At 43.3% G+C, this 23982-nt stretch carries 24 protein-coding genes and 1 pseudogene; 20 read left to right on the top strand and 5 right to left on the bottom strand.

Features of this window, described 5'->3' with window-relative positions; genetic code table 11:
* Nucleotides 1-65 precede the first annotated feature (65 nt).
* From QNI08_RS08605 to QNI08_RS08595, 3 genes are read left to right on the top strand one after another with little or no spacing between them, the layout of a single operon-like run.
* Nucleotides 66-452 carry an IDEAL domain-containing protein gene (locus QNI08_RS08605; RefSeq protein ID WP_285767003.1) on the top strand — a complete coding sequence of 129 codons (387 nt, stop codon included), beginning with the start codon at nt 66-68 and terminating at the stop codon, nt 450-452.
* A 46-nt stretch (nt 453-498) separates the two neighbouring features.
* Nucleotides 499-816, top strand: coding sequence for a thioredoxin (trxA, locus tag QNI08_RS08600; protein WP_285767002.1), 318 nt, complete (start codon nt 499-501; stop codon nt 814-816).
* A gap of 58 nt (nt 817-874) precedes the next feature.
* A complete protein-coding gene (locus QNI08_RS08595) occupies nt 875-1999 on the top strand; it encodes an NADH-dependent flavin oxidoreductase (protein ID WP_285767001.1) in 1125 nt (374 codons plus the stop codon).
* A 278-nt stretch (nt 2000-2277) separates the two neighbouring features.
* Here QNI08_RS08595 and QNI08_RS08590 read toward each other — a convergent pair whose 3' ends face one another.
* The 3 genes from QNI08_RS08590 to QNI08_RS08580 form a co-directional block, all read right to left on the bottom strand.
* Complete coding sequence (locus QNI08_RS08590; RefSeq protein WP_285767000.1) at nt 2278-2676, bottom strand: DoxX family protein; 399 nt, start codon at nt 2674-2676, stop codon at nt 2278-2280.
* Nucleotides 2677-2913: 237 nt separating this feature from the next.
* On the bottom strand, nt 2914-3657 hold the full coding sequence (locus QNI08_RS08585) for a polysaccharide deacetylase family protein (protein ID WP_483313762.1): 744 nt from the start codon (nt 3655-3657) through the stop codon (nt 2914-2916).
* Between the two features lie 131 nt (nt 3658-3788).
* Nucleotides 3789-4148 (bottom strand): DUF4183 domain-containing protein, encoded by a 360-nt coding sequence (locus QNI08_RS08580; RefSeq protein WP_285766999.1) that lies wholly within the window; start codon nt 4146-4148, stop codon nt 3789-3791.
* Nucleotides 4149-4285: 137 nt separating this feature from the next.
* Between QNI08_RS08580 and QNI08_RS08575 the strand changes: the two genes are divergently transcribed.
* On the top strand, nt 4286-4666 hold the full coding sequence (locus QNI08_RS08575) for a DUF4183 domain-containing protein (protein WP_285766998.1): 381 nt from the start codon (nt 4286-4288) through the stop codon (nt 4664-4666).
* A gap of 147 nt (nt 4667-4813) precedes the next feature.
* On the opposite strand, the gene QNI08_RS08570 is transcribed toward QNI08_RS08575, so the two are convergent.
* Nucleotides 4814-4987, bottom strand: a complete 174-nt coding sequence (locus QNI08_RS08570) for an aspartyl-phosphate phosphatase Spo0E family protein (RefSeq protein ID WP_285766997.1) — start codon at nt 4985-4987, stop codon at nt 4814-4816.
* A gap of 249 nt (nt 4988-5236) precedes the next feature.
* Between QNI08_RS08570 and QNI08_RS08565 the strand changes: the two are divergent.
* The 9 genes and pseudogenes from QNI08_RS08565 to QNI08_RS08525 all read left to right on the top strand — a co-directional run bounded on the left by QNI08_RS08565 (nt 5237) and on the right by QNI08_RS08525 (nt 14048).
* Nucleotides 5237-5796, top strand: a pseudogene (locus tag QNI08_RS08565) (sulfite exporter TauE/SafE family protein).
* A gap of 204 nt (nt 5797-6000) precedes the next feature.
* The gene (locus QNI08_RS08560) at nt 6001-6360 is read left to right on the top strand and encodes a response regulator (RefSeq protein ID WP_285766996.1); all 360 of its coding nucleotides are present in this window, start codon (nt 6001-6003) and stop codon (nt 6358-6360) included.
* Between the two features lie 115 nt (nt 6361-6475).
* On the top strand, nt 6476-6937 hold the full coding sequence (locus QNI08_RS08555; RefSeq protein WP_285766995.1) for a CcdC family protein: 462 nt from the start codon (nt 6476-6478) through the stop codon (nt 6935-6937).
* A 245-nt stretch (nt 6938-7182) separates the two neighbouring features.
* Nucleotides 7183-8238, top strand: coding sequence for a YeeE/YedE family protein (locus tag QNI08_RS08550; protein ID WP_285766994.1), 1056 nt, complete (start codon nt 7183-7185; stop codon nt 8236-8238).
* 37 nt (nt 8239-8275) lie between these two features.
* Nucleotides 8276-8503 (top strand): sulfurtransferase TusA family protein, encoded by a 228-nt coding sequence (locus tag QNI08_RS08545; protein WP_285766993.1) that lies wholly within the window; start codon nt 8276-8278, stop codon nt 8501-8503.
* A gap of 122 nt (nt 8504-8625) precedes the next feature.
* Complete coding sequence (locus QNI08_RS08540) at nt 8626-8931, top strand: DUF3219 family protein (protein WP_285767138.1); 306 nt, start codon at nt 8626-8628, stop codon at nt 8929-8931.
* Between the two features lie 77 nt (nt 8932-9008).
* Nucleotides 9009-9437 (top strand): DUF2621 domain-containing protein, encoded by a 429-nt coding sequence (locus QNI08_RS08535; protein ID WP_285766992.1) that lies wholly within the window; start codon nt 9009-9011, stop codon nt 9435-9437.
* A 337-nt stretch (nt 9438-9774) separates the two neighbouring features.
* Nucleotides 9775-10920, top strand: coding sequence for an exonuclease SbcCD subunit D (locus QNI08_RS08530; RefSeq protein WP_285766991.1), 1146 nt, complete (start codon nt 9775-9777; stop codon nt 10918-10920).
* Complete coding sequence (locus QNI08_RS08525) at nt 10917-14048, top strand: AAA family ATPase (RefSeq protein WP_285766990.1); 3132 nt, start codon at nt 10917-10919, stop codon at nt 14046-14048. The genes QNI08_RS08530 and QNI08_RS08525 overlap by 4 nt, the downstream gene beginning before the upstream one ends.
* Before the next feature lie 71 nt (nt 14049-14119).
* On the opposite strand, the gene QNI08_RS08520 is transcribed toward QNI08_RS08525, so the two are convergent.
* Nucleotides 14120-14527 carry an Hsp20/alpha crystallin family protein gene (locus tag QNI08_RS08520; protein WP_285766989.1) on the bottom strand — a complete coding sequence of 136 codons (408 nt, stop codon included), beginning with the start codon at nt 14525-14527 and terminating at the stop codon, nt 14120-14122.
* 366 nt (nt 14528-14893) lie between these two features.
* On the opposite strand from QNI08_RS08520, the gene QNI08_RS08515 reads away from it, so the two are divergent.
* The 7 genes from QNI08_RS08515 (at nt 14894) to QNI08_RS08485 (ending at nt 23723) form a co-directional block, all read left to right on the top strand.
* Nucleotides 14894-16501 (top strand): long-chain-fatty-acid--CoA ligase, encoded by a 1608-nt coding sequence (locus QNI08_RS08515; protein WP_285766988.1) that lies wholly within the window; start codon nt 14894-14896, stop codon nt 16499-16501.
* A gap of 86 nt (nt 16502-16587) precedes the next feature.
* The gene (locus QNI08_RS08510; RefSeq protein ID WP_285766987.1) at nt 16588-17862 is read left to right on the top strand and encodes an MFS transporter; all 1275 of its coding nucleotides are present in this window, start codon (nt 16588-16590) and stop codon (nt 17860-17862) included.
* Between the two features lie 53 nt (nt 17863-17915).
* Nucleotides 17916-19088 carry a thiolase family protein gene (locus QNI08_RS08505; RefSeq protein ID WP_285766986.1) on the top strand — a complete coding sequence of 391 codons (1173 nt, stop codon included), beginning with the start codon at nt 17916-17918 and terminating at the stop codon, nt 19086-19088.
* A gap of 53 nt (nt 19089-19141) precedes the next feature.
* A complete protein-coding gene (locus tag QNI08_RS08500; protein ID WP_285766985.1) occupies nt 19142-20290 on the top strand; it encodes an acyl-CoA dehydrogenase family protein in 1149 nt (382 codons plus the stop codon).
* An 88-nt stretch (nt 20291-20378) separates the two neighbouring features.
* Nucleotides 20379-21563, top strand: coding sequence for a thiolase family protein (locus QNI08_RS08495; protein WP_285766984.1), 1185 nt, complete (start codon nt 20379-20381; stop codon nt 21561-21563).
* Nucleotides 21564-21651: 88 nt separating this feature from the next.
* Nucleotides 21652-22092: a PaaI family thioesterase gene (locus QNI08_RS08490; RefSeq protein ID WP_285766983.1), complete on the top strand. Its 441-nt coding sequence runs from the start codon at nt 21652-21654 to the stop codon at nt 22090-22092.
* 35 nt (nt 22093-22127) lie between these two features.
* Nucleotides 22128-23723, top strand: coding sequence for a long-chain-fatty-acid--CoA ligase (locus QNI08_RS08485; RefSeq protein ID WP_285767137.1), 1596 nt, complete (start codon nt 22128-22130; stop codon nt 23721-23723).
* Nucleotides 23724-23982 lie beyond the last annotated feature (259 nt).

The raw sequence follows: 23982 nt of genomic DNA, 5'->3' as shown, positions 1-23982 counted from the left end.
ACTGTAAATTTTATTTTTACAGTTTGGGATATTTAAAAAAATGAATATAAATGAGGTGTTTCGATATGGCAGGAAATAAACAATTTGAAAACGGTGATTGGGTACAAGGAAGGTCGAGGGAAGGTGAACTCATTCATGGGTTCATCGAAACCTTAGGCAAAAATCAAGATCTCATTAGAGTGAATGTAGTGGAAAGCGATAATGAAAAGACGGTTGGAAAATCGATTTGGATTCCAAGTAAATGGACTGAAAAATTGCCTGATTTAGAAATTAGTAACGAAAGTCATCTATTGGCTTTAATTGATCTAGCGCTACTTTCCAAAGATGAGACATGGTTCATGGAGTTATCAGGCAAATTGGAATCGATTAAGATTCATCCCCAATTGAAAGCTGAAAAATCCCTTAGCACTGTGGAAAGCAATAGAATCGCGAATCTAGATTTGAATTTATAAATGACCAAAATGGTGGTTTGTTCGTTTAATACGAGGAGGTATGATCATGGCTATCGAGCCTGTAACGGATGATCATTTTGCTGCTGAAATTAAAGCTGGTTTAGTGTTGGTTGATTTTTGGGCACCATGGTGCGGTCCGTGTAGGATGATTGCACCAGTCCTTAATGAATTGGACATCGAAATGGGGGAACAGGTTAAAATCGTAAAACTCAATGTTGATGAAAATACGTCAACGACACACCAATACGGGGTGATGGGGATACCGGCGCTAATTCTTTTCAAAGATGGAGAAAAGGTCGATCAAGTGAATGGCCTGCAGAGTAAAGAAGCATTATCTGCCTTAATCGCAAAGCATGCACAATGAATGGCAATCGTACTTATTCGATAAAAAGTAAGTTTATTTTTAAGTGGAGGTTTGGCAAATGAATTCTAAATATACACCGTTATTCGAAGCATTCAATTTAGGGAAAAAGATGGAATTGAAAAATCGTCTCGTGATGGCACCCATGACCAATTTCTCCTCGAATCCTGACGGCACTGTAACCGATGAAGAGGTTCACTATTATGAGCGCCGATCAAGCGGGGTGGGCATGGTGATAACGGCATGTACCTATGTAACGGCAAATGGCAAGGGATTTCATGGGGAGTTTGGCGGTGATACGGACGAAATGATTCCTAGCCTAGGTCGTCTAGCTTCTTCAATCAAAGCGAAAGGTGCAAAAGCTATCCTCCAGATTTTTCATGGCGGCCGCGAGGTACCACCTGCATTAGTTCCGCATGGCGATGTTGTAAGCGCAGGTGATATCCCATCAGTTGGCGAAGGGAAAGCGATTCCGCGTCCTCTGACAGAAAAGGAAATCGAATCAATCATTGTCGACTTTGGTGAAACCACTCGACGTGCCATCGAAGCTGGATATGATGGTGTCGAAATTCACGGTGCCAATGGTTACCTCCTTCAACAATTCTTTTCCCCGCACTCGAACCGCCGTGAAGACAAGTGGGGTGGATCATTGGAAAATCGCCTAAGTTTTCCGTTAGCGGTGGTGGATGAAGTGCAAAAAGCAGTTGCAAAGCATGCCAAAGCGCCGTTCATCGTAGGATATCGCTTTTCACCAGAGGAGGCTGAAACACCGGGAATCACGATGGACGATACACTCGCATTGATTGACGGACTGGTGAAAAAAGATTTGGATTATCTTCATGTTTCTTTAATGGAATTCTGGTCAAAGGCAAGAAGGGGTGCAGAGGCTGAACGGGCACGGATAGAAGTCATTAAAGAACGTGTAGGAGATCAAGTTCCTGTTATCGGCGTTGGTTCGATTTATACTGCAGATGATGCGATCAAAGCAATGCAATCTGGCGTTCCGCTGCTTGCCTTAGGCCGTGAACTGATCATCGATCCTGAATGGGTGCAAAAAGTGGAACAAGGAAGAGAAACCGAAATCATTACAAAAATGAATAAAAGTCATCAACAGCAATTGGATATTCCTGATCCGTTATGGCAAGTCATCATCCATTCTCCGGGATGGTTTCCAGGGATTGAGTAGGAATCGTTTAAGAACCTTTTCCTGATCGCGATTTGTCGAGGAAAATCTTAGGTTGGTGACGATGGAACAGGTAAGGGCAGTCAGGGGAGTGGCAGCCCTTACCTGTTATTTTCTTATTATCAGCAGATCGTAATAACACGCAAATCATATTGATCGTTTGCCTTTCAATTTTGAAACGGTACGTTTCGATTTTGGAACAGTAAGCGCAAACCCTTCGTAAAAATACGCAGAAAAACACGCAGTGGTCAAAGCCAACCGCGTGTTTTTCATAACGTCATTTAAAATAAAATGGAATCTAGAGAATAAGGGCCAGCTCCCATCAATGCTACACCAATTGCCACTGCCAGGATGGCAAGGTTGTATTCATATCCGTTCTGGGTCGCCCAGTAGCCATTCGCACCATGGACTTTAAAAATTGCAACGAGCATGGTAAGTGCGATCAATATTCCAGCCAGAGGTGTTAGCAGACCTAAAGCGAATAAGGCACCGCCAATAAGCTCTGATAAACCAGCAAACAAGGCCATCGTGACACCCGGCTTCATGCCGATCGAATCAAACCAGCCTCCAGTACCTTTTAAGCCGTGACCGCCAAACCAACCAAATAATTTTTGAGCGCCATGACCGACGAACGATAATCCGACAACTAGACGTATAACCAATAAACCTAAACCAAACATTTATGATTCCTCCTGGATTTATATTATAGTAAGATATCTTTATTTCAAGATATTATAGCGAGAATTTTATCTCGAATTAAGTTATATTTAATTAAAGATAAAACATTGAAAGTGATTTGTCAAATCAATTCTATTAGTTTTTTATTAACGGGCGATACAATCCGTTAGGAAATAAGCAAGAAGTCATTCACAGCATTTTTTTGCTAGTTACCTAACGGCGTACATTTCAAATATCACTCATTCAACAGGAAAGGTCCGGAAAAAACCGGGTGAGCTTTGGCTTGACCGAAATAATAGCTCAGATACGGTTACGCACTCATAGCCATTTTTATATAGATAATCCAAGGTCCGTTCCAAAGCCACCACCGTTTGGGGACGATCGCTCCAATCGTGCAGGAGAATGATGTCACCAGGCCGTAATGATTTTATTATGTGGGAGGATATTTTATTAGGTGCCGGCCGCTTCCAATCTTGGGGATCTTGATGCCACGACCACAAAATGACCTTGAATCCTTTTTTTACTGCAGTATTAACGATTATATCGTTATGAAGTCCTCCTACAGGCCGATATAATGTCGGTTTGTATTTGGCAATATCCCATATCAATTTATCGGTTTTATCCAATTCAGAAGATAATAATTCAGCTGTCATATTTCTGTCGTAATAATGATGATACGTATGGTTTGCAATCTCATGCCCTTCTTTTATTTCCCTTTTGAGGATGCCAGGATTACTTTTCACTTTGTTGCCTGAAACAAAGAATGTGGCTTTGGCATTATATTTAGCCAATATATCCAGGATTAGAGGTGTATAGGAAGGATGTGGTCCGTCATCAAAAGTGATTGCGACAATTTTTTCATTCGTTTTTCCTTCCCAAATAACGTTTCCTGTTTTTTCGTATACCGCCCTGCTGGAAGTTATAGCATCAATATGGTCAGCTTCAAATAGAAAAAGAAGAAAGAGAACGGAGAAAGTCATCATAATGGTTTTCAAAATAGTCCCTCCAGTACTTGTATATATATGAGTTAGTATGTGGAGTTCCATTTTATTTAGCCGTTGGATAGGTAAGAAAGCATTATTCAATAACTTGACACTACGGGGGGCGGCCGTAATTAGACGGTGAACATTTGCAATATGATGGGTGTTCCCTTGATTGGGGCATCCACCGTATTCAATGTAAGCATACCTGCTTTAACAGTATAATTTTCATGAGGCTGCAAAACGCCATTTATAAATAAATTCATATAAGATACCTTAGCTGGATCTGGTATGACCTGTTTTACAAGGTCCGCTATTCCATCTTCTTCTACAAAGACTCTTTGACAGCCATCTGCGACAGCGTAAAATTCATAAACGACGATACGCTTCGGGATTTTTGAACGAACCTCCGTAAAGGAGCATGCAGGGAAAAACAACATAGGTTTAGGGATTTCTTCAGCCTCATTGATACAACGGAAATATTTATAGTCCATTCTCTTAAATTCTCCCCTTTTTATTATCTCCTATATATTTTATAAAAAAAGCGGAGTATCGTGAGGACCATTTTTGGTATTTGTCTATACACTTCGGTCACTGAAGTCATAGCTTATAAAGAAGAGAGGTGAATATATTGCCGTTAAAGATAATGAAATTAGCCATTGAGGCAACTTCGCTGATTAGTGTCAATCCATTGATCACCCGTTTATTTTATGAAGTGCCTGCAGCATTGGAAGGTCCTACTGAACTGACGATCGATCCTGCAAGTTTTTGGACGGACACTGGCGGAGCTGCTACAGTGCTGCCTGTATTGACTGCGGAAAATAGCTCATATGAAGTATTCATTAATGGTGTGCTGCAAATGGAGGATATATCCACATACACACCAGGTGCAACAGGTGTCGGCAGCCTTGTGCTGACAATACCTGATGGGTCAGCCGTTTTGGCAGGGTCACCTGTCGTTCTTGTCGTGACAAACTACGCACCTACCTCGGATGTCGATATTGTAACGTAAATCCATCTGACCTTTTTTAAGCGTGATCAAGAAAACAGGCAGCGCTGCGTGCTGCCTGTTTTTAATGGGGAAATTTCATTAGGAGAAAGGACTAAATAGAAGTGTTTCAAAAAGCCTCAGGTGCAGGGAGGAACGTTACCTTCAAGTTTAAAAACCTGTACCAGTTTTATAAAAAAGTTCATTATATTTATTAAGTAAGTGATCAAGCTGCTGGCTGTATTCCACAGCATTATTCGAGCTCAACCCATCCTTCGCAACAACTTTTATCAATTCATTGCGCTTTAATTCGATCAGTTCGAGGAATTCATTCTGTTTAGCCATTACATGTCCTTTCTGGCCCTAGAAATATAAGGTACCCTTTAATGTTAGTCAGTTGTAAAATCTGTATGAATATAGCAATTATATCGGCTAGCGCGAGTGATTTCAAATATGTGGTGTTGCATTTCGATGAGGTGGATTTTTTTTTGTGTATCGAACGTTGCATTATGCAAAACTTTAATACCACATAGGTACTTATTTTTCTTATTTATACCCATGTTTAAAGGCTGACATACATAGGAGTGAGTTCAATTGAATGACATAAATATTTTGGCCTTTGGTTCCGGTTGTTTACGTTTTATTTCTCCGTGCTGCATACTTTAATTTTTTCTGCTTGGCTTTTCCTAGGTTTTCATTGCGATCGGTTTCAGCATAACCTATTGAGGATCATAAGATTTAATTCGTCAGATTGGAGCCATTATATTCATTGATTTAGAGTTATTCATTGTAGGAATCCTTGTTGAAGGAAAGCGGATTTGAATTCAAAAATCGGCCAAGCGGCTATCAGGGGGTCCAACCTGATTGGATGGGCCTTGCAGCTGGATGGACTCCGTGTGCAGGACTATTAACAAGGGGCGCAGTCATATCGTAAGCCGCAACGAACCCCAATGCCGCCTTGAGCTATATGGCTGCGTATATATTAGGGTTTGCGATACCATTTTTCATATTATCGTTTTTGTCGGAAAGCTTAAATGGATCAAAAAGTATAGCCGTTACATCATGATGGTCATGGGTGTTATTTTGTTTTTTATTGGATGACCCAAATACTCGCAGTCCTATCTAGACTTTTCGGTGGCTTCACTGGTTTTTAGTCCATAAAATGAAAAATTTTCAAAAAAGTTTAATGTGAATCTTTGTGTTTAGGTCTAATTACCCTATATTGTTAATTTACCCCCTTTTATTTTAGGTTATAATTCTTGATTTTAGGTATAAAGTCATATATTCTATACATATTAGATAAATCATTAATTCTTGTGTGGATTTTTATAGCTATTGGAAATGAGGAGGAACGGATCATGGCCCGAATATTAATTGTTGATGATGCTAAGTTTATGAGAATGACGCTTTCAAATATTTTGTCGAAAGCAGGACATGAAGTGATCGGCGAAGGGGAGAACGGCAAAGAGGCTATTGAACTATATCGGCACTTTCAACCTGATTTGGTGACTATGGACATAACGATGCCAATCATGAGTGGGTTGGATGCCGTTAAAGAAATCAAGAAGGAATTTCAGGCTGCCAAGGTTATCATGTGTTCTGCGATGGGTCAGCAAAAAATGGTTGTCGAAGCTATTGAAGCCGGCGCAAAGGATTTTATTGTCAAGCCTTTTGACGAGGGCAGAGTGGTAGAGGCCATCAATAGGGCGCTTAATTAAGGACACACTCCTTGTTTATCTTAAATAGGTAATATATACTTTGTTTATTAAATGAAGTCATATATAATTTTTTATGATACTTACCTATTTTTTAGTTAAAAGGGATGGTTTAGAAATGATATATATATCAACAGGTATAGCGATCGTGATGGCTATGGGTGTTTTCATGTTACGGATGAAGGAAACAAAAAAACCAGTGAATGAGAAGAAAATCATCTTGCCGCCGTTATTCATGAGTACGGGAGCTTTAATGTTCATTTTCCCTATGTTCCGTGTTTCTCGATACGAATTGTTGGAGGCTCTAGTTGCAGGAATGTTATTTTCGATCTTGCTCATCAAAACTTCGAAATTCGAAGTGAGGGATGAGAAAATTTATATTCTTCGCTCAAAAGCATTTATATTCATACTTATAGGCCTTATGGTGATTCGGCTCGTCGCGAAACTTATGCTAGGAAGCACAATTGAAGTTGGCGTCTTGAGCGGTATGTTTTTCCTACTAGCATTTGCCATGATCGTCCCATGGAGAATTGCAATGCTTTACCAATACAAAAAAGTCAAGGCAGCCAGCTTCAGCTAATTGGCTGTGAATTTCAATGAATGTCCTGCATATCAGAAATGCACCGAATACGAGTCAAAGAAATCTGAGGCGCTCAATAGGGCACCCAGATTTTTTTTGTTTTTGGGTATAGCGGAAAATGAAACGGTGGTTGTAGGGAATGAACCTTTTAAGGAAACGGCGTAAATAACCTCTAAACCTAGTAATTTTATCTGAATTATATTATATTAGTGATATTATTATTTTAAAAGAGGAGGAAACGGTTGATGTTACAAATGATTGTGTTTGGGATCATCTGTGGACTAATGCTTGGCTTTGTGCTTCAGAGGGGCCGTTTCTGTGTCGTTGGTGCATATCGTGATTTGATTTTAGCTAAAGATGTAAGGATGCTTTTAGCTACCTTCGTTGTTATAGCGATACAAAGTATTGGTGTTTATGCATTGAATGGCACTGGAGTCATTCAGTTTGCGAATGATGGCTTTCCTTGGTTGGGGACAATCGTTGGCGGTTTTATCTTCGGGGTCGGCATGGTACTCGCAGGCGGTTGCGCTACAGGGACATGGTATCGTGCCGGAGAAGGCATGATCGGAAGCTGGGTGGCCCTTTTTGGATATATGCTTGGAGCAGCCATGACGAAGTACGGCGTTTGGAAAGTGTATGGCGACCAGCTGTTATCCTATCGAACTAGAGACACATATATCCATGAAACCTTAAATGTTTCGCCGTGGGTACTTGTGGTTCTCGTAACCGTATTGGTAAGCTTCTTGGTGTTACGTGAATTAAGGAAGCCAAAGCTGCCGATCTTTCAAATGAAACCGAAGAAAAAGGGCATGGCCCACCTATTATTCGAAAAACGGTGGCATCCATTTATTACGGCATTATTAGTTGGCCTGATTGCCATCGTCGCATGGCCGTTAAGTGCTATGACTGGCAGGATGTTTGGTCTCGGAATCACAGCTCCTTCCGCGAACATCCTGACTTTCCTTATTACAGGTGAGGATGTATTAATCGATTGGGGCACGTTCTTAGTATTGGGCATTTTCCTTGGTGCTTATATAGCGGCAAAAGGAAGCGGGGAATTCCGTTGGCGGCTGCCTGATAAGAAGACATTACGCAACAATGCTTTTGGCGGTGTAATCATGGGGTTCGGGGCGAGTGTCGCAGGCGGTTGTACAATAGGGAATGGCTTGGTGAATTCGGCATTATTTGCTTGGCAAGGCTGGATTGCCATTATCTTTTTCCTGCTAGGCACATGGGTGGCTACTTATTTCACGATCATCCGTAAGCAAAAGCAGACAGTGGGTTCTTTCAAAGCTGCTTAAGACTTCAATGAAAAAATGATTAAGGAGTGGATTTCACATGGCAAAAGTACTCGAGACGACAGGGATGGTATGTCCATTCCCTTTAGTAGAAGCAAAAGAAGCAATTGTCGATATGGCAACAGGAGAGGAATTGATCATTAATTTCGATTGCACACAAGCAACGGAGAGCATTCCGCGTTGGGCTGCCACTGAGGGTCATGAAATTACCGAATTCGAGCAGGTTGATGACGCCAAATGGCGGATAATCGTCAAAAAGGGAAATTGATCGTTAAAAACGTGCAAGGAGCTCCTTTGCACGTTTTTTCTTTTTTTCAAGACGGATTCGTTGGTTATGGAAGCCTCTAGTGTTAACATAATTGAAAGAACACATAAGGAGATGTGGGGAATATGGTGGAAGAGGTCATTTTAAACGATGTTCGACTGCAGGTTACGGATTTTCTTGCAGAGACTGTAAAAGAATCTGAAGGTGCAGAATTCAGAAAAGTCAGTTTTAATTTCAAGGTGACGAATGAAGAATACCATGACATCACAACACTGCTTTATCAAATGATTTTTGATCTGAAGATTCCGCAGCTAAACGAAGAATTTCGGGCGGAAATCCATAATTATGCTACTTCCGTTACAAATTTATATGAAGAAAACGCAGTGGGTGATTTTTCACTGGTTTTACTTGAAGTGCATGAGCAGGAATGATTACTTTGCCAGTCTTGTAAAGATATGGGTTACTGTCTATAATAATAGTGACGATTCTATACATATGAGGTGATTCTTTGCTGAGTGGCTGGTTTTTATGGTTCATTCTATTTTGGGTAGTCCTTTTAATAATATTGATGAGTATTGGCGGCTTTTTTATGTTTCGGAAGTTTCTGAAAAGATTTCCTAAAGAAGACGGAAAGTCGGACATGGATTGGGAAGAATACTATTTGGAACAAACCAAGCACTTATGGTCAAAGCAGCAAAAGGAATTGCTTGAAGATTTAGTGAGTCCTGTACCAGAGCTTTTCCGGGATGTTGCCAGGCATAAAATTGCCGGCAAAATCGGTGAATTGGCCATAAAAGAAAAAGCGGGGGATATCACTGAGGATCTTGTGATACGAGGCTATATCATCGCGACACCAAAGCGTGACCATAAATTTTTGCAAAAAAAGTTAGCGGAACGAGAAGTGAATATGAGTCCATATAAACATTTATTCAGTTAATAAAAAAATGGGCCTGCTGCAGACAACCTCGATGATTTCGGAGTTTGTCTGCAGTTTTTTTAGCTTTGCCTATAATTTGCATCAGCCTGACCTTAGAAATGCCAGCAGTTCGATCCGCTTTCGGGTTCTTGTCAAGTGAGAACCCTTAGCCGCAAAATCGCCGACCAATTCAATAAAGATTCAAGAAGGGCTGCGGAATTTTTTTATTTCCTGCCCTTATTTCATCTGTAAAGCAGATTGAAGAGTGGTAAAAATTAGAACGTTTGTACCCAATCCATGCTATTCTATGGATTTTTGCTATAATGATAGTAAGTAAAAATGAGGACGGAGTGAAACTATGAAATTTATCCATACCGCCGATTGGCATTTAGGGAAAATCGTTCACGGCGTACATATGACAGAGGATCAAAGGTATGCACTGCTGCAGTTCATCAATATCATCGAGGAAGAAAAGCCGGACGCGATAGTGATTGCCGGGGACTTATACGATCGTTCGGTTCCGCCGATTGAAGCGGTTGAGCTACTTGATGAGATACTTTATACAATTAATGTGAAAATGAACATACCGATTGTTGCCATATCAGGAAACCATGATTCGGCACAGCGGCTGTCCTTCGGTTCATCGTGGTATCGTCATAGCCAACTGTACATTCAGGGGAAATTGACAAAAACATGTGAGCCGGTCCGCATCAAGGGCGTGAATTTTTATTGTGTCCCGTACGCCGAACCTGGGACCGTTCGCCATCTCTTTGAAGATGATAGCATCCATTCCCATCAAGACGCCATGAAGAAAATAACCGGCAGGATTGCGGAGAACCTCAATAAGGATGAACCGAATGTCTTTATAGGTCATGCCTTTGTTTTAGGCGGTAAAACGAGTGATTCGGAGCGTGTTTTGTCAGTAGGCGGTTCCGGCTGCGTTACCGCGGATCTTTTCGATGCCTTCGATTATACGGCACTTGGCCACCTTCATAGTCCTGATGCGATTCGTCACCCAAAGGTGTTTTACTCCGGATCGCTGCTGAAATACTCATTCTCTGAGGCAAAGCAAAAAAAATCGCTTTCGATCGTCAATATGAAAGAGGATGGGAGCTTTGAGTTGAGCTATCGATCCTTGGAGCCTAAGCTGGATATGAGGGAAATTGCTGGAACGATGGAGGAATTGCTTGATCCTGCCTTTTATCAATTGCAAAAACAGGATGACTATTTGAAAATAACCCTGAATGATGAGGGCTCGCTCATTGATCCGATCAATCGCTTACGCAAAGTTTACCCGAACGTGCTACACCTTGAACGAAAATGGGATTTGGCCGATCTAAGAAGGAAAAAAGCCTTCTCCTCCATCAAGGATGAACAGAAATCGGAATTGGATCTGTTTGAATTGTTTTACCAAGAAATGACGGATCGTAATTTCGATTCTCAAAAACAGGATTTGATGGTTTCGGTAATTGAAGCGGTTAAGAAAGAGGAGGCCTTGAAATGAAACCGGATATTTTAACGATGCAGGCATTCGGCCCTTATGCGGGAAGGGAAATCATTGATTTCAATTCCCTTGGGGAGCGGACGATGTTTGTCATTTCAGGTAAGACAGGTGCCGGGAAAACTACCATCTTTGATGGGATTAGTTTTGCGATATATGGAAAAGCAAGCGGTGAAGATCGAAGCGGCCAAGATTTGCGGAGCCAATTTGCCGAAGATGATATGTTGACGGAGGTCTCGCTGCAATTCACCCTGCGTGGAAAAACCTATTTAGTGATCAGGTCACCACAGCAGGAACGGAAGAAAAAAGCTGGCGAAGGAACGACGATAGTAGGGGCGAAAGCTGAATTGTATGAAATATTGGCTGATGGAAATAAATTGCTTGGAGCAAATGTACGTGAAGTTGAAGAGAAGATCAAAACACTCATCGGGTTAGATGCAAATCAGTTTAGGCAAATCCTGATGATTCCTCAGAATGAATTTCGAAAACTATTAACCTCGGATAGCAAGGATAAGGAACAGATCCTTCAGAAGCTATTCCATACAGAGCTTTATAAACGGATAGAAGAAAAATTAAAAGAAGAAGCAACCGACCTTAAGCGGAAAAGTGAAAAAAGCACCCAGCAGCGAATCGAATTGATGAAAGGAATCAAAGCTGGCAATCATGAAGAACTGCAGGCACAACTGCAAGCGGAAGAGCCAAACGAACAGCATGTCCTGCCCCTCTTGCGGGATGTCATAACGGCTGCCGGTGAAACAGGCAAGAAGTTCGAAGAACAAATCAAGGAAAAGCAGGATGCTCGTGATCAAGTCAATCAAGAGCTTTCTAAAGCAGCCGATTTGCTGAATATGTTCTCCAATCAAGAAAAATTACGTAAGGAGAAGGAGGACCTTGAAGCAAGGCAGCCGGAAATGGAATTAGTGAAGCAACGAATCAAAAAGGCACACAAAGCGACTTCGCTTGAAAAGCAGGAACGATATTATTTACGAATTGGCAAGCAAGTACAAGAAGCAATGGAAGAGCTGCAAAAGCTAGGCGAGCATGCGGAGAAGCTGCAAGCGGAGAGGAAGGAAAAGCAGGATACCTACGACAAGGAAATGCGGAAAGAAAACGAAAGGGAGCAGGCCATACGTAATGTGCATCAGCTTGAGCAGTTAAAAGGGGCTGTCATGAATTTTGCCAGTTTGGCAGCACAAGTCACTTTGGATGAAAAAAAGTGGCGGAATAGTAAAGAGCTTCGAGAAAAAAATGTGGCCCATTATCAGCAAGTCGAACTCGAAGCAGAAAAGGCGGCAGTTGAAAAAAGCGAGGCGGAAAAAGCGGCCGTCCTTCATCGTGAGCAGGAAATCGAAGCAGAAAAAGTGAATCGGTCGTTAGTGAAAATGAACAAGCTTCAAGAAGCATTCGCCGAGATCCGGTATACGAAGCGGGATGTTGAGGTTAAGAATAAACATTTCCAGGAGAGTCAAAGAATGCAAGTGTTGGAGCAGGAGAAATTGGACGCACTCAATCATAAGTGGCGTTCAGGTCAGGCTGGCAAGCTTGCTTCGTTATTGCACTCCGGGGAAAATTGTCCTGTGTGCGGGTCGGAAAACCATCCAAAACCAGCACAGATGCATGAGGACATGCCGACGGATTTGGAGCTGAAAGAGCAAGATAACAAGCTGAAAATGGCAGAACGGCAAAAAAGCCAAGCGGAAAGCGAATACTACCGTGTCCAATCCAAATATGATGCTCTCGTCGCTACTTCCCAGGAAAAGTTACGTGATTTGCAAACTGACATGCCGCCATTCAAGTCTGAAGATATCGATCTTCATTTGAAGCAACTTACCGAAAAAGGCGAAGCGCTACATGCGCAATTGGCGGATATGAAGCGCAAAAAAACGGCAGTCCCTGAATTGGAAAGAGTGCTGCTGACTTTAAAAGAGAAGGCAACCAAGCTAAAAGAGAATATGACAGTCTTGGAAAGAAACGAAGACCTAGGGAAAACCCGGTATATTGAAAACTCAACGAAATTAGCGGGCCTGACCGATTCACTCCCAGAAGGACTTCGGACCGAGGCCGAATATGCTTCTGCCCATCAAATCGCTGTGAAAACGCAGAAACGTTTACAAACTTCTCTGGAAGATGCACAAAAGAACCTGCAATTGGTTAAGGAAGAAGAATCGGTCGTCCGGACAAAGATAGAGTCGAGGAGCAGCAATATCGAGGGTTTAAACGAAGAATTGAAAACGGAACGGGAAAAGTTCATTGCGGATATGACCCATCAAGGTTTTTCTAATTATAAAGAATATACCGCAGCGAAAAAATCGGAAGCGGAAATAGGAAAACTGGAAGAACAAGTCCAGCAGTATAATCAAAATTGGCAAACTGTGATCAGTTTATTCCATGATCTGGAGATGAAATTGAAAGATGTGGTCAAACCGGATATGGGAGGATTACAGAAGACCTTTGAATTCATTAATGAAGAATTGGAATCAATGCGCCAAAATCAAAATCAATTGCATGCTGAGAAACAGGCGAATGTAGAAATCGAGAGAAAACTGGCGCAAATCAAGGAAGATCAGAAAAGCCTTGATGAAAGGTACAGTATCGTCGGTCATTTATCTGAAATTTCCAAAGGGCAAAATTCCTTCCGTATCACGTTTGAACGCTATGTATTGGCAGCCTTTTTAGATGACATCTTAAAAGAAGCCAATTCAAGATTGCTGAAAATGACCAGCGGCCGTTACCAGCTGCTGCGAAAGCTGGATCCTACCCGCAGGAACATTCAGAGCGGGCTGGAATTATCTGTGTATGACCAATATACTGGACAAGAGAGGCATGTCAAAACCCTATCGGGAGGAGAGAGCTTCAAGGCTTCGCTTGCGCTGGCGTTAGGATTAGCGGATGTCGTCCAGCAAAATGCAGGTGGAATATCGCTTGAGACGATGTTCATCGATGAAGGGTTCGGTACGCTCGATCCCGAATCCCTTGAGCAGGCGATAGAAGCGTTAATGGAGATACAGAGCACGGGACGGTTAGTCGGCATCATATCGCATGTTCCGGAATTGAAGGAAAGAATTGATGCCCAGCTTCAAGTCATATCCACGCAAAAGGGCAGCCGGACGGCCTTTCACTTTGCTGGATAATTCAAGAAAAGAGAATGACCTGGGAGCAAATACGCTCTCAAGGCCATTCTTTTTTTGATATGATGAACGAACTACTCAATATTAATATCTTCTGCTTTTTTTCCGGGGGAAAACTTATGGATGCGAATCACCAAAATAGGATTCGAGAATTCAGCGGTAATCCTGCGTGTGCAAATCGAAAAGGGGAAGGGAATATTTCTCTGTGTGGGAATTGTATCCGCTTTATTATCAATGAAAGGCTTATGAGCTTCGTCAACGATGATCGATAGCTCATTATCGCTTAGGCACACCTTAATATCCTCGACATCATGATTTTCCAAAACTGCCTCCACCATATACTCATCGTCACTTTCGTATATATCAATTGAAAAAAGCTGATGATCCAACGCACAAGTTTCCGGATCCAGAAAAAATTTTTTCACCCATTCATCAAACTTTTCAACCTCATTCTTTTGCGATCCATGTTGATTGTCTTGCATTTTTGATACCCCCGGTTTTCCTTTGTTTGTATTATATGTCCGTAGGATGAAGAATGGTGAATGGAAAAATGTAAAATGATTACTCAAAATATTGAACCGAGCACTGCCATTGATGAATGAAGGAAAATGAAGTCGGAATGTGAGTGGTAGGTATTTTTCAAGTTATCGATAATTCAATAATGAATTATTTCGCTATGAATGAATCCCTTGCAGTGAAGCTTTTTAGATAAAATAAATTCAATAATGAATTATTGTTTTTGACTAAATGCCAGATTAGCTCAATAATGAGTTGGCATGTAAGTTGCATGATAAGTGAGTACTTAAGATGCGTGATTGGAATTTCGTTTATATATGGAGGGATGAACGGTGCGAAATACGATAAGTCGACCATGGGAGCAATGGTATGTTGAAAGAATGGAATCTATGAAGCTGCCGGAAATATCCGTCTATTCCTTGCTTGATAGAACAGCAAGGAAATTTCCTGGACATACAGCCATCATTTATGAAGGGCAGACGCTGGATTATCGCACTCTTAAAATGCAGGTCGACCAACTTGCAGGAACATGGAAAGCGATGGGATTTGCAAAGGGAGAAAGGATTGGCCTGATGATGGCTAACCATCCGTATTTCATTATCAGTTATTATGCTGCCCAGGCGCTTGGCCTGATCGTAGTTCAGACGAATCCGTTGTATAAACCAAGGGAACTAGTGCAAATCCTGCTGGACTCGGGTGCTAAATATATTGTATTCGATAAAACTGCAGAAAGAACAGTCGAAGAAACAAAAGCGATATATGAGTTCGACGTTTGTATGGAGGTGGAAGGTGACAAAAAAGGCATCTACTCGCTCCAAAACATGATTGAATCCGGGGAGGCCATTCAAGCTGCGGAGTGCATCAAACCATTTGAAGATATCGCCGTCATCCAATATACCGGCGGCACAACCGGAAAAATGAAGGGAGTCATGCTGACTCACCATAATTTAACCTCCAACGTCATCCAAAGCCATGAAATGTATGGGGATACCATGATTCCTGGAAAAGAAATCGTTTTAGCGGCCATCCCCCTCTACCATGTTTATGCGATGACAAGTGCAATGAACCTCGGCATCTATCTAGGGGCTGCCATTCTATTGTTTCCTAAATTCGAATTAGAGCATGTACTTGCCAACATTAAAAAGCATCGTCCGACCTTTTTTCCAGGAGTTCCAAAAATGTATAATGCGTTTGTCAATCATCCCGAAATCGAAACATATGGATTGGATTGTTTAAAAAGCTGCTCCTGCGGTTCTGCCCCCCTTCCGGTGGAAGTGATTAAGCGATTCGAGATGTTGACCGGTGCCCAAATAGGTGAGGGGTTCGGTTTATCGGAAGCATCGCCCTCGACTCACCGTAACCCTCCCTTTGGCAAAAGGAAGGTTGGAAGCATCGGCATTCCATTTCCAGGCACGGATTGCTTGATCATTGATGATGATAATAATGAAGTTCCCAACACAAGTGTGGGTGAATTGCTCATAAAAGGCCCGCAAATCATGAAGGGGTATTGGAATAACGAGGCCGAAACAAAAAAAGCCCTTCAAAATGGCTGGCTATACACGGGTGATCTTGCCGTCATGGATGATGAAGGATATTTCTATATAGTCGGCAGGAAAAAGGAAATGATCATCGTAGGCGGATTTAACATTTACCCCCAAGAGGTAGAAGGAGTTTTGTATGAACATCCAGCTATCAAGGAGGCTGCTGTGGTGGGCATCCCCCATAAAGAAAAAGGAGAGGTCATAAAAGCTTTCATTGTTCCAAAAGAAAACGCTTTCATCGATCTTGGAGAAATAGAAGGCTACTGCTATTCCCAGCTTACACCCTATAAGGTACCGAAAGTGTTTGAAGTAAGAAATGAATTGCCGCGAAATACTGTCGGTAAGCTATTAAAAAGATTATTGGTAAAAGAAGAGCTTGAAAGGGAGGGGGAAAAGTGATTGATGGATGAGATGTATATATCCTAAAATTCAAATGGAAGATAAATTCAGGTTCGTGAAGATAGATACAAAGAGGAGGGGCTGGTATGCGTTGGGTTGTTCTCATTTTATTATTCTTTGGTGCTGTCATTAATTTTGCGGATAAATCGATTGTTGGATTGGCAGCTGTTCCGATCATGAAGGAATTTGATCTTTCCTATGCAGAGTGGGGTCTTGTCGGCAGCAGTTATTATTGGCTCTATCCAGTAACGGGGATTTTTGGGGCTGCATGGGCCGATCGACTTGGGGCCAAAAAAGTGCTTGGGTCCATCATGTTGACATGGACTGTGCTGCAATTCGGCGTCTTGGCCATCACTGCGCTGCCATTTCTCATTCTTTACCGGATTTTACTGGGCGCATTTGAAGGACCGTACAGTCCCATTGCTTACAGCCATGCCGATAAGTGGTTTCCCCCGAGGCTGAAAGGGTTTGCCAATTCGGTGGTCGTCGGCGGGGGGACGGTCGGTGCGATGATCGTGGCGCCCATCCTCGTTTCCTTGATCACGATATTCGGATGGAAGGTGGCTTTTGCAGCGCTGGGTGCAGCAAGCCTCGTTTGGTTCTTCCTTTTTCAATTTTTAACAAAGGAAAACCCAGTTGAGGTCCATGAAGAGGCACAAAAGAAGAAAGCAAAACTGGAAAAAATCAAATGGAAGGATTTCTTGGCGCTTCTGGCCTCACCGACCGCGTTATTTACGACCTTGGCCTATTTTTCCACGTATATTTTGGTCGTGTGGTTTTCGGTTTGGCTCCCCATATATTTAGTGGAAGCGATAAAAATGAGTCCAGGACAAATGGGTACAAGCGTGGCAATAATCGGAGTCGTTTCCGTATGCATATATATGGGGGTTTCCATGATATCCGACCGTTTATTCAAGAAGAATCAAAACTGGAGATTGTCAAGGGTATACGTCGTTGCGGGATCCATGATTCTGGGAGCATTGTTTTTTTCATCGATCATGGTTTTTCAGCATCCAATCTGGGTGGTAGGCGCCATGTGTTTAGCAAAGGGACTGACATACGCCATTTTGCCGATCGGACCAACGATCATGATCAATGAAATGCAAGAGCGAGGTGGATTGATGACGAGTATCCTGACCTCATCCGGTAACATAGCAGGCATCATCGCCCCTCTTGTAACTGGATATATCATAAGTCTGGCTGGGGGAAACCAATTATTGGGCTATAACCTATCAATTTTGTTCATGGCGTCTCTTGTTTTGGCTTTTGGCATCTTATTCGCCCTGTTCGTAAAACCAGTCAAGTTATCCGGGAATCAAACAACTAGACAAACTGGGGACATTGACCTCAAGTCCTCTTAAGGATGCAAATCCAAAAGTTCAGGTGTGAAATAAAAAAGGGGAGTGGAAGTAAAATGAAGAGAGATGCGGTCATCGTTTCAGCAGTACGTACAGCCATCGGTAAACAGGGCGGAGCTCTTGCTTCCGTTCCTGCTCACAAATTCGGGGCAGAAGTGGTGAAGGAAGCGATTAAACGGGCGAAGGTAAACCCGGAATTGATAAATGATGTCATCCTGGGTAACGTCTTGAGCGGCGGCGGCAACATAGCCAGATTAACGGCATTGGAAACCGGTCTTTCACTACAGCTTCCAGGTTTGACTGTTGACCGTCAATGCGGTTCCGGAATCAACGCGGTCAATTTGGCCGCACAGGCGATTTTAGCAGGCGAAGGGGATATCTTTATCGCCGGTGGCGTGGAGAGCATGAGCAGGGCGCCCTACTTGATGGATCGACCTGAAAAAGCATACAGCGCTAAGCCGCCGCAGTTCAGGAAATCGCAGCTCTCCCCGAAGGAAATTGGTGATCCGCCAATGGGAATCACTGCTGAAAACTTAGCTGGAAAATATGAGGTGAGCAGGGAAGAACAAGATGAATTTGCCCTCCAAAGCCAAAAAAAGATGGCCAAAGCCGTGGATGAGGGCCGTTTCGATGAACAAATCATACCGGTGAGCATAATGGGCAGAAAAGGTGAAACAAGAGAATTTAAAGTAGATGAACATCCACGGCCGCAAATAACGAAGGAAGGGCTAGCCAATTTACCTCCAGCGTTTTTGGAAGACGGGTCCGTAACGGCAGGGAACAGTTCTGGATTGAATGATGCCGCTTCGGCCCTTGTCATCATGTCGAGAGAAAAAGCGGAAGAAATGGGGATCAAGCCTCTAGCAACGATCAAAGCACAAGCTGTGGCGGGAGTGGACCCAAATTATATGGGCATCGGTCCTGTTCCTGCCGTGAAAAGAGTGCTGGAAAAATCGAGGCTGTCCTTGGCTGACATGGACATCTTTGAAATTAATGAAGCTTTTGCGGCACAAGTAATTGCCTGCAATCGGGAGCTTGATATGAATGCAGCCAAAATCAATGTCAATGGGGGAGCCATCGCCCACGGACACCCGCTTGGCGCGACAGGAGCCATTCTCATGACCAAGGCGGTTTACGAATTAAAGCGCATTTCAGGAAGGTACGCGCTTATAACGGCATGCATTGGAGGCGGTCAAGGAATTGCAACGATCATTGAACGTGAAGCTTGATTTAGGATAAGCAAGGAAGTATTAACAGGAAAAGTCCTAGGGAGGGAAGTATCATGTCAATCATATTAACTAAGGAAATGCTGCAGATGAAGGAAATGATCGGTCATTTCGTCGAAAGGGAAGTGGACCCATTAGCGATGCAAATCGAAGAAGAAGATGCGATCCCGCAGCATTTGGTGGAACAAGCAAAAACCCTTGGCTTATTCGGGATCAGCATTCCCGAGCAATACGGCGGAATCGGTCTGAATGCAGTGGGCAAGGCTACCGTGTTAGAGCAGTTAGGCAGGACGCACAATGGATTTGTTTCTTTGATCAGTGCCCATACCGGGATTGGCAGTACGGGGCTTGTCAAGCTTGCATCGGAACATTTGAAAGCTAAATACTTGCCTGATATGGCAGCTGGTACAAAAATTGGAGCATTCGCACTATCTGAGCCAGGAGCTGGTTCCGATGCAACCAATTTATCAACGACAGCAGAAAAAAAGGGCGATTGCTGGGTGATGAACGGGACGAAGCACTTCATTACGAATGGTCCGATAGCTGATGTTTATACGGTATTCGCTCTAACGGATAGAAGCAAAGGGGCCAAAGGCGGGATTACCGCTTTTCTAGTGGAAAGGGGTTTTCCTGGATTGATCGTCGGCAAAAAGGACAAAAAAATGGGACTAAGAGGATCATATACCTCACAAGTCATTTTCGAGAATTGTATCATACCAGAAGAAAATGTGATCGGAGAGGTTGGAATGGGATATATATCTGCACTGACCATTTTGGGAGAGGGGCGTGTCGGGCTGGCGGCAAGGGCTGTGGGTTCATGCGGAAAATTGATTGAATTATCAGCCAAATATGCGAAAGAACGGATACAATTCGGCAAACCGATTGCAGGCAATCAGGCGATTCAATGGATGCTAGCTGACATGGCAACGGAAACGGAAGCGGCAAGAGCCTTGACGATGATGGCGGCACAAAAAATAGATGAAGGGAAAAAAGTGATTAAAGAAGCATCGATGGCAAAACTATTTGCTTCTGACGTGTTCAACAGGGTGGCGGATAAAGCAGTCCAAATTCATGGCGGAATGGGCTATATGGCGGAATATCCAGTTGAACGTTTTTACCGTGATGCCCGGATAACCAAAATATATGAAGGAACGAATGAAATTCAAAGGTTGATCATCGCAAGGAATGTATTGCAAGAGTGTTAACCGCAATCCATATCAGCGAAGTAGTGTTGAATGAAAATTGAACCGTTGCCAAAATACGAGTAACTACAATTTGAGGGGGAGTTGTAAAATGGGTGAAGATATTGTAATCGTAAGTGCTGTTCGAACACCGATCGGGCGCTATGGAGGGGCATTAAAGAACCTTAGTTCCGGACATTTGGCCAGTATCGTTATCAAAGAGGCGATTAAGCGTGCCAATATAACAGCCGAACAAGTGGATGAAGTCATTTTTGGGGAGGTAAGGCAAACGACCGAATCCTCGAACGTCACAAGAGTGGCTGCTCTGCGTTCAGGAATCCCCGATTCTGCACCAGCTTTTACAGTAAATCGATTATGTGCATCAGGCATGCAGGCCATCGCATCTGCCGCTCAGCAAATAAGCTCGGGACAAGCCGATATCGTCATTGCCGGCGGTACGGAAAGCATGAGCCGTGCTCCGCTTTATTTAAGAAATTCCCGATTTGGCGGAGATCGGACCGAACTTGTTGATTCGAATACCGAAGCGGGTCAACAGCCACAGGAGATGTATGGAAAACGTTTAGGGATGGGAATAACCGCTGAAAATGTCGCCCAGCGATACAATATTTCCAGGGAGGAACAAGATGCCTTTTCAGTTGAAAGCCAACGAAGGGCGGCGAAAGCGATCGAGGAAGGAAAATTCAAAGCTGAGATCGTGCCTGTAGAGTTAAGTGAAAGGATGGGGACGGTCACGATAGAAGCGGATGAATATCCTCGTCCGGATACTACACTGGAAAAGCTTGCAGCCTTAAGACCGGCATTCAAGGAGGATGGAACCGTTACGGCAGGAAATGCCTGCGGCCGTAATGACGGTGCTTCAGCATTGGTATTGATGAAAGCCAGTGAGGCACAACGGTTACAACTAGAGCCGGTTGCGAAGATTGTCGATTGGGCAGCGGCTGGCGTTTCTCCCGAAGTGATGGGAATCGGTCCTGTCCCAGCGGTCGGAAAGCTTTTGGAGCGTACTGGAAAAAAGATAGAAGAAATCGGCCTTTTTGAATTAAATGAAGCATTCGCGTCACAGGCATTGGCGGTAATAAGGGAGCTGGCGCTTGATGAAAGCAAAGTGAATGTAAATGGAGGGGCCATTGCGCTCGGGCATCCAGTCGGTTCGACGGGTGCGCGGATCGTGACATCACTCATCCATGAATTGATTCGCAGAAAAGAGAGATACGGAATCGCTACCCTTTGTGTCGGCGGAGGACAGGGAATGGCGATCATGATTGAGACAGTATAAATTACCTGGACTTAAGGTGTGGAGGTCCGCTGCGATTCTTCTCATTTCAGGTAGTATTCGAATAACTGAAAAAGGAAGGGGAAATGGTGTGTCTGTAGAAGTGAAGGATATTCGCAACCAATTTGAAAGCAGTGCTTTCTTTTCGCATATCGGGTTTGAAATCATTCGCTTTGAGGAAGGGAACGTTATCATCAAGTTGAAGATTGAAGAGCATTTATTGAATGTCAATGGAACATTGCATGGGGGAATTCATGCTACCATGCTGGATACGATTCTTGGCATGGTGACCCGTTCCGTGACCAGGTCAAAAGTGGTGACGACAAGCTTGACCGTTCATTATTTGGCGAGCATCTCGAACGGGGAATTGTTTGCAGAAGCAAAAGTGCTGCAAAAAGGACACAAAATCGCCTTTACTGAAGGAGAAATAAAGGATGTGAACGGAAATATCATTGCAAAGGGAACGGGGATATTCAAAATCATGCGTGATACTGAAGCAAGTTACGACCCAAAGGCGATCGTAAACAAATGAGGCTTTTAAAGAAAAGGAGAGGTGGTCAGAATTTGATGAGAACTTGGCAAAGATTTTATCCAGAAGAAACACCTCTTGAAATTGAGATTCCCTTATTGTCCTTATACGGCCTTCTAGACCGCTCTGCCACTCGTTATCCAGCAACCACAGCCGTTATCGATGGTGTGCGTGAGATGACTTATTTGGAATTGAAGGAGGCTTCGGATCGTTTTGCCGTGGACTTGTTTAATCGGGGCGTTCATATGAACGACCGGATAGCCATCATGCTGCCAAATTGTCTGGAATATATCATTGCTTATTATGCGATTCATCGTTTGGGGGGTGTTGTCGTTCAAGTAAATCCCCTATACCAGCCGAATGAATTGGATGATATTTTACGTGATTCAGAGGCAATATGGTTCATTGGACGTGAGGAACAACTGGAGAAACTGAGGGCTACAAGTTTTTCTGAGTCAGTGACGTTCATTCCTGCCAAAACAGTTTGGGAGGATGTACTGCTTCCATCGGTGCCAGACGAAGTACTTCCTGAGTTGATCATCGAGTCGAAGGAAGCCGTGGCCTTACTGCAGTATACCGGAGGAACGACAGGGAAATCCAAGGGAGTCATGCTCACCCACTTTAATTTGGTTTCCAACGTTTTTCAAGACTTCGCTTTTACGGCGGAAGCACTCAAACTCCAGAGTCCTGGCGAACGGATGCTTGGTTTGACGCCATTATTCCATGTGTTTGGCAATGGTCGATTGAATAGTGCCATTTATGCAGGGGCGACTTATATTACATTAGAAAGATTCAGGATTGATGAAGTGGTCGAACTGATCCGTAAACATCGGCCGACCATATTTCCAGGGGTCCCGACGATGTATATCGCCTTACTGAACCATGAAGACTTAACGGCAGCTGATTTAAGCTGCTTTAAATACTGCAGCTGCGGTTCAGCTCCGCTTCCGGTAGAAATCATCCATCAATACCAATCCGTATTCGGCATTTCCATATTGGAGGGCTTCGGTATGTCCGAAACCTCGCCGACCACACACAGAAACCCTGTCAATGGACAAAAAAAGCCTGGCAGCATTGGGATACCATACCCTAACACAGATGCAAGAATCGTAGATTTGAAAACAGGGACAAAAAGGATGGAAACAGGCGAAGCAGGTGAATTGATCATTAAAGGTCCTCAAGTCATGAAGGGATATTGGAGGAATCCAAAGGATACGGCAGAGGCTGTACGGGATGGCTGGCTATACACGGGCGATATCGCGAGGATGGACGAAGAAGGGTATTTTTATATTGTAGGCAGGAAGAAAGATATGATCATTGCCAGCGGCTATAATATTTATCCAACCGAGGTGGAGGACATTCTTTATCAGCATCCTGCCGTGAAAGAAACGTGTGTATATGGAGTACCTGATACATATCGCGGGGAAAAGGTTAAAGCGGCGATAATCTTAAAGGATGGACAATCAGTCACGGATGCGGAAATCCGGGAGTTTTGCCATCAACGCCTGGCACGTTATAAGGTGCCGCGGGAATTTGAGTTCAGGAACCAGCTCCCAAAATCAGCGGTAGGGAAAATATTGCGCCGTATCTTATTTGAAGAAGAACTGAAGCGACATGCAGCAGGGGAACCATGAGTGGCAAGTCGCTGACACGAAGAAGAACCCCAAATAAGAATGGTTCGCTTATTTGGCGGTTTCTCTCAAATGATGCCAATTTCCGATATGATCGAAGGCCAACATGCCTAATGAAACTAGCAATAAATCGGCCATGGTTAATAAAATCCAGCTTTTGCGGATACTTTATCAGTCCTTGTCTTGAATCAATGGTTTACAATAATATACGATCCATTCGAAGCGGATTATGAAAAATGTGATCATGATGTGTAAACGCATA

Origin of the sequence: Peribacillus folii (assembly GCF_030271255.1) — a bacterium.
In the GTDB taxonomy this organism is placed as follows: Bacteria; Bacillota; Bacilli; order Bacillales; family DSM-1321; genus Peribacillus.
This window is presented reverse-complemented; position numbering and strand designations above follow the sequence as displayed.

Bases quoted from the DNA above. Each gene is read 5' to 3' on its own strand.
- QNI08_RS08605 (WP_285767003.1), top strand. From the start codon at position 66: ATGGCAGGAAATAAACAATTTGAAAACGGTGATTGGGTACAAGGAAGG.
- QNI08_RS08495 (WP_285766984.1), top strand. From the start codon at position 20,379: ATGGGTGAAGATATTGTAATCGTAAGTGCTGTTCGAACACCGATCGGG.
- QNI08_RS08505 (WP_285766986.1), top strand. From the start codon at position 17,916: ATGAAGAGAGATGCGGTCATCGTTTCAGCAGTACGTACAGCCATCGGT.
- QNI08_RS08520 (WP_285766989.1), bottom strand. From the start codon at position 14,527: ATGCAAGACAATCAACATGGATCGCAAAAGAATGAGGTTGAAAAGTTT.
- QNI08_RS08500 (WP_285766985.1), top strand. From the start codon at position 19,142: ATGTCAATCATATTAACTAAGGAAATGCTGCAGATGAAGGAAATGATC.
- QNI08_RS08540 (WP_285767138.1), top strand. From the start codon at position 8,626: ATGGTGGAAGAGGTCATTTTAAACGATGTTCGACTGCAGGTTACGGAT.
- QNI08_RS08560 (WP_285766996.1), top strand. From the start codon at position 6,001: ATGGCCCGAATATTAATTGTTGATGATGCTAAGTTTATGAGAATGACG.
- trxA (WP_285767002.1), top strand. From the start codon at position 499: ATGGCTATCGAGCCTGTAACGGATGATCATTTTGCTGCTGAAATTAAA.
- QNI08_RS08585 (WP_483313762.1), bottom strand. From the start codon at position 3,657: ATGATGACTTTCTCCGTTCTCTTTCTTCTTTTTCTATTTGAAGCTGAC.
- QNI08_RS08510 (WP_285766987.1), top strand. From the start codon at position 16,588: ATGCGTTGGGTTGTTCTCATTTTATTATTCTTTGGTGCTGTCATTAAT.
- QNI08_RS08545 (WP_285766993.1), top strand. From the start codon at position 8,276: ATGGCAAAAGTACTCGAGACGACAGGGATGGTATGTCCATTCCCTTTA.
- QNI08_RS08595 (WP_285767001.1), top strand. From the start codon at position 875: ATGAATTCTAAATATACACCGTTATTCGAAGCATTCAATTTAGGGAAA.
- QNI08_RS08580 (WP_285766999.1), bottom strand. From the start codon at position 4,148: ATGGACTATAAATATTTCCGTTGTATCAATGAGGCTGAAGAAATCCCT.
- QNI08_RS08485 (WP_285767137.1), top strand. From the start codon at position 22,128: ATGAGAACTTGGCAAAGATTTTATCCAGAAGAAACACCTCTTGAAATT.
- QNI08_RS08570 (WP_285766997.1), bottom strand. From the start codon at position 4,987: ATGGCTAAACAGAATGAATTCCTCGAACTGATCGAATTAAAGCGCAAT.
- QNI08_RS08590 (WP_285767000.1), bottom strand. From the start codon at position 2,676: ATGTTTGGTTTAGGTTTATTGGTTATACGTCTAGTTGTCGGATTATCG.
- QNI08_RS08555 (WP_285766995.1), top strand. From the start codon at position 6,476: ATGATATATATATCAACAGGTATAGCGATCGTGATGGCTATGGGTGTT.
- QNI08_RS08550 (WP_285766994.1), top strand. From the start codon at position 7,183: ATGTTACAAATGATTGTGTTTGGGATCATCTGTGGACTAATGCTTGGC.
- QNI08_RS08530 (WP_285766991.1), top strand. From the start codon at position 9,775: ATGAAATTTATCCATACCGCCGATTGGCATTTAGGGAAAATCGTTCAC.
- QNI08_RS08525 (WP_285766990.1), top strand. From the start codon at position 10,917: ATGAAACCGGATATTTTAACGATGCAGGCATTCGGCCCTTATGCGGGA.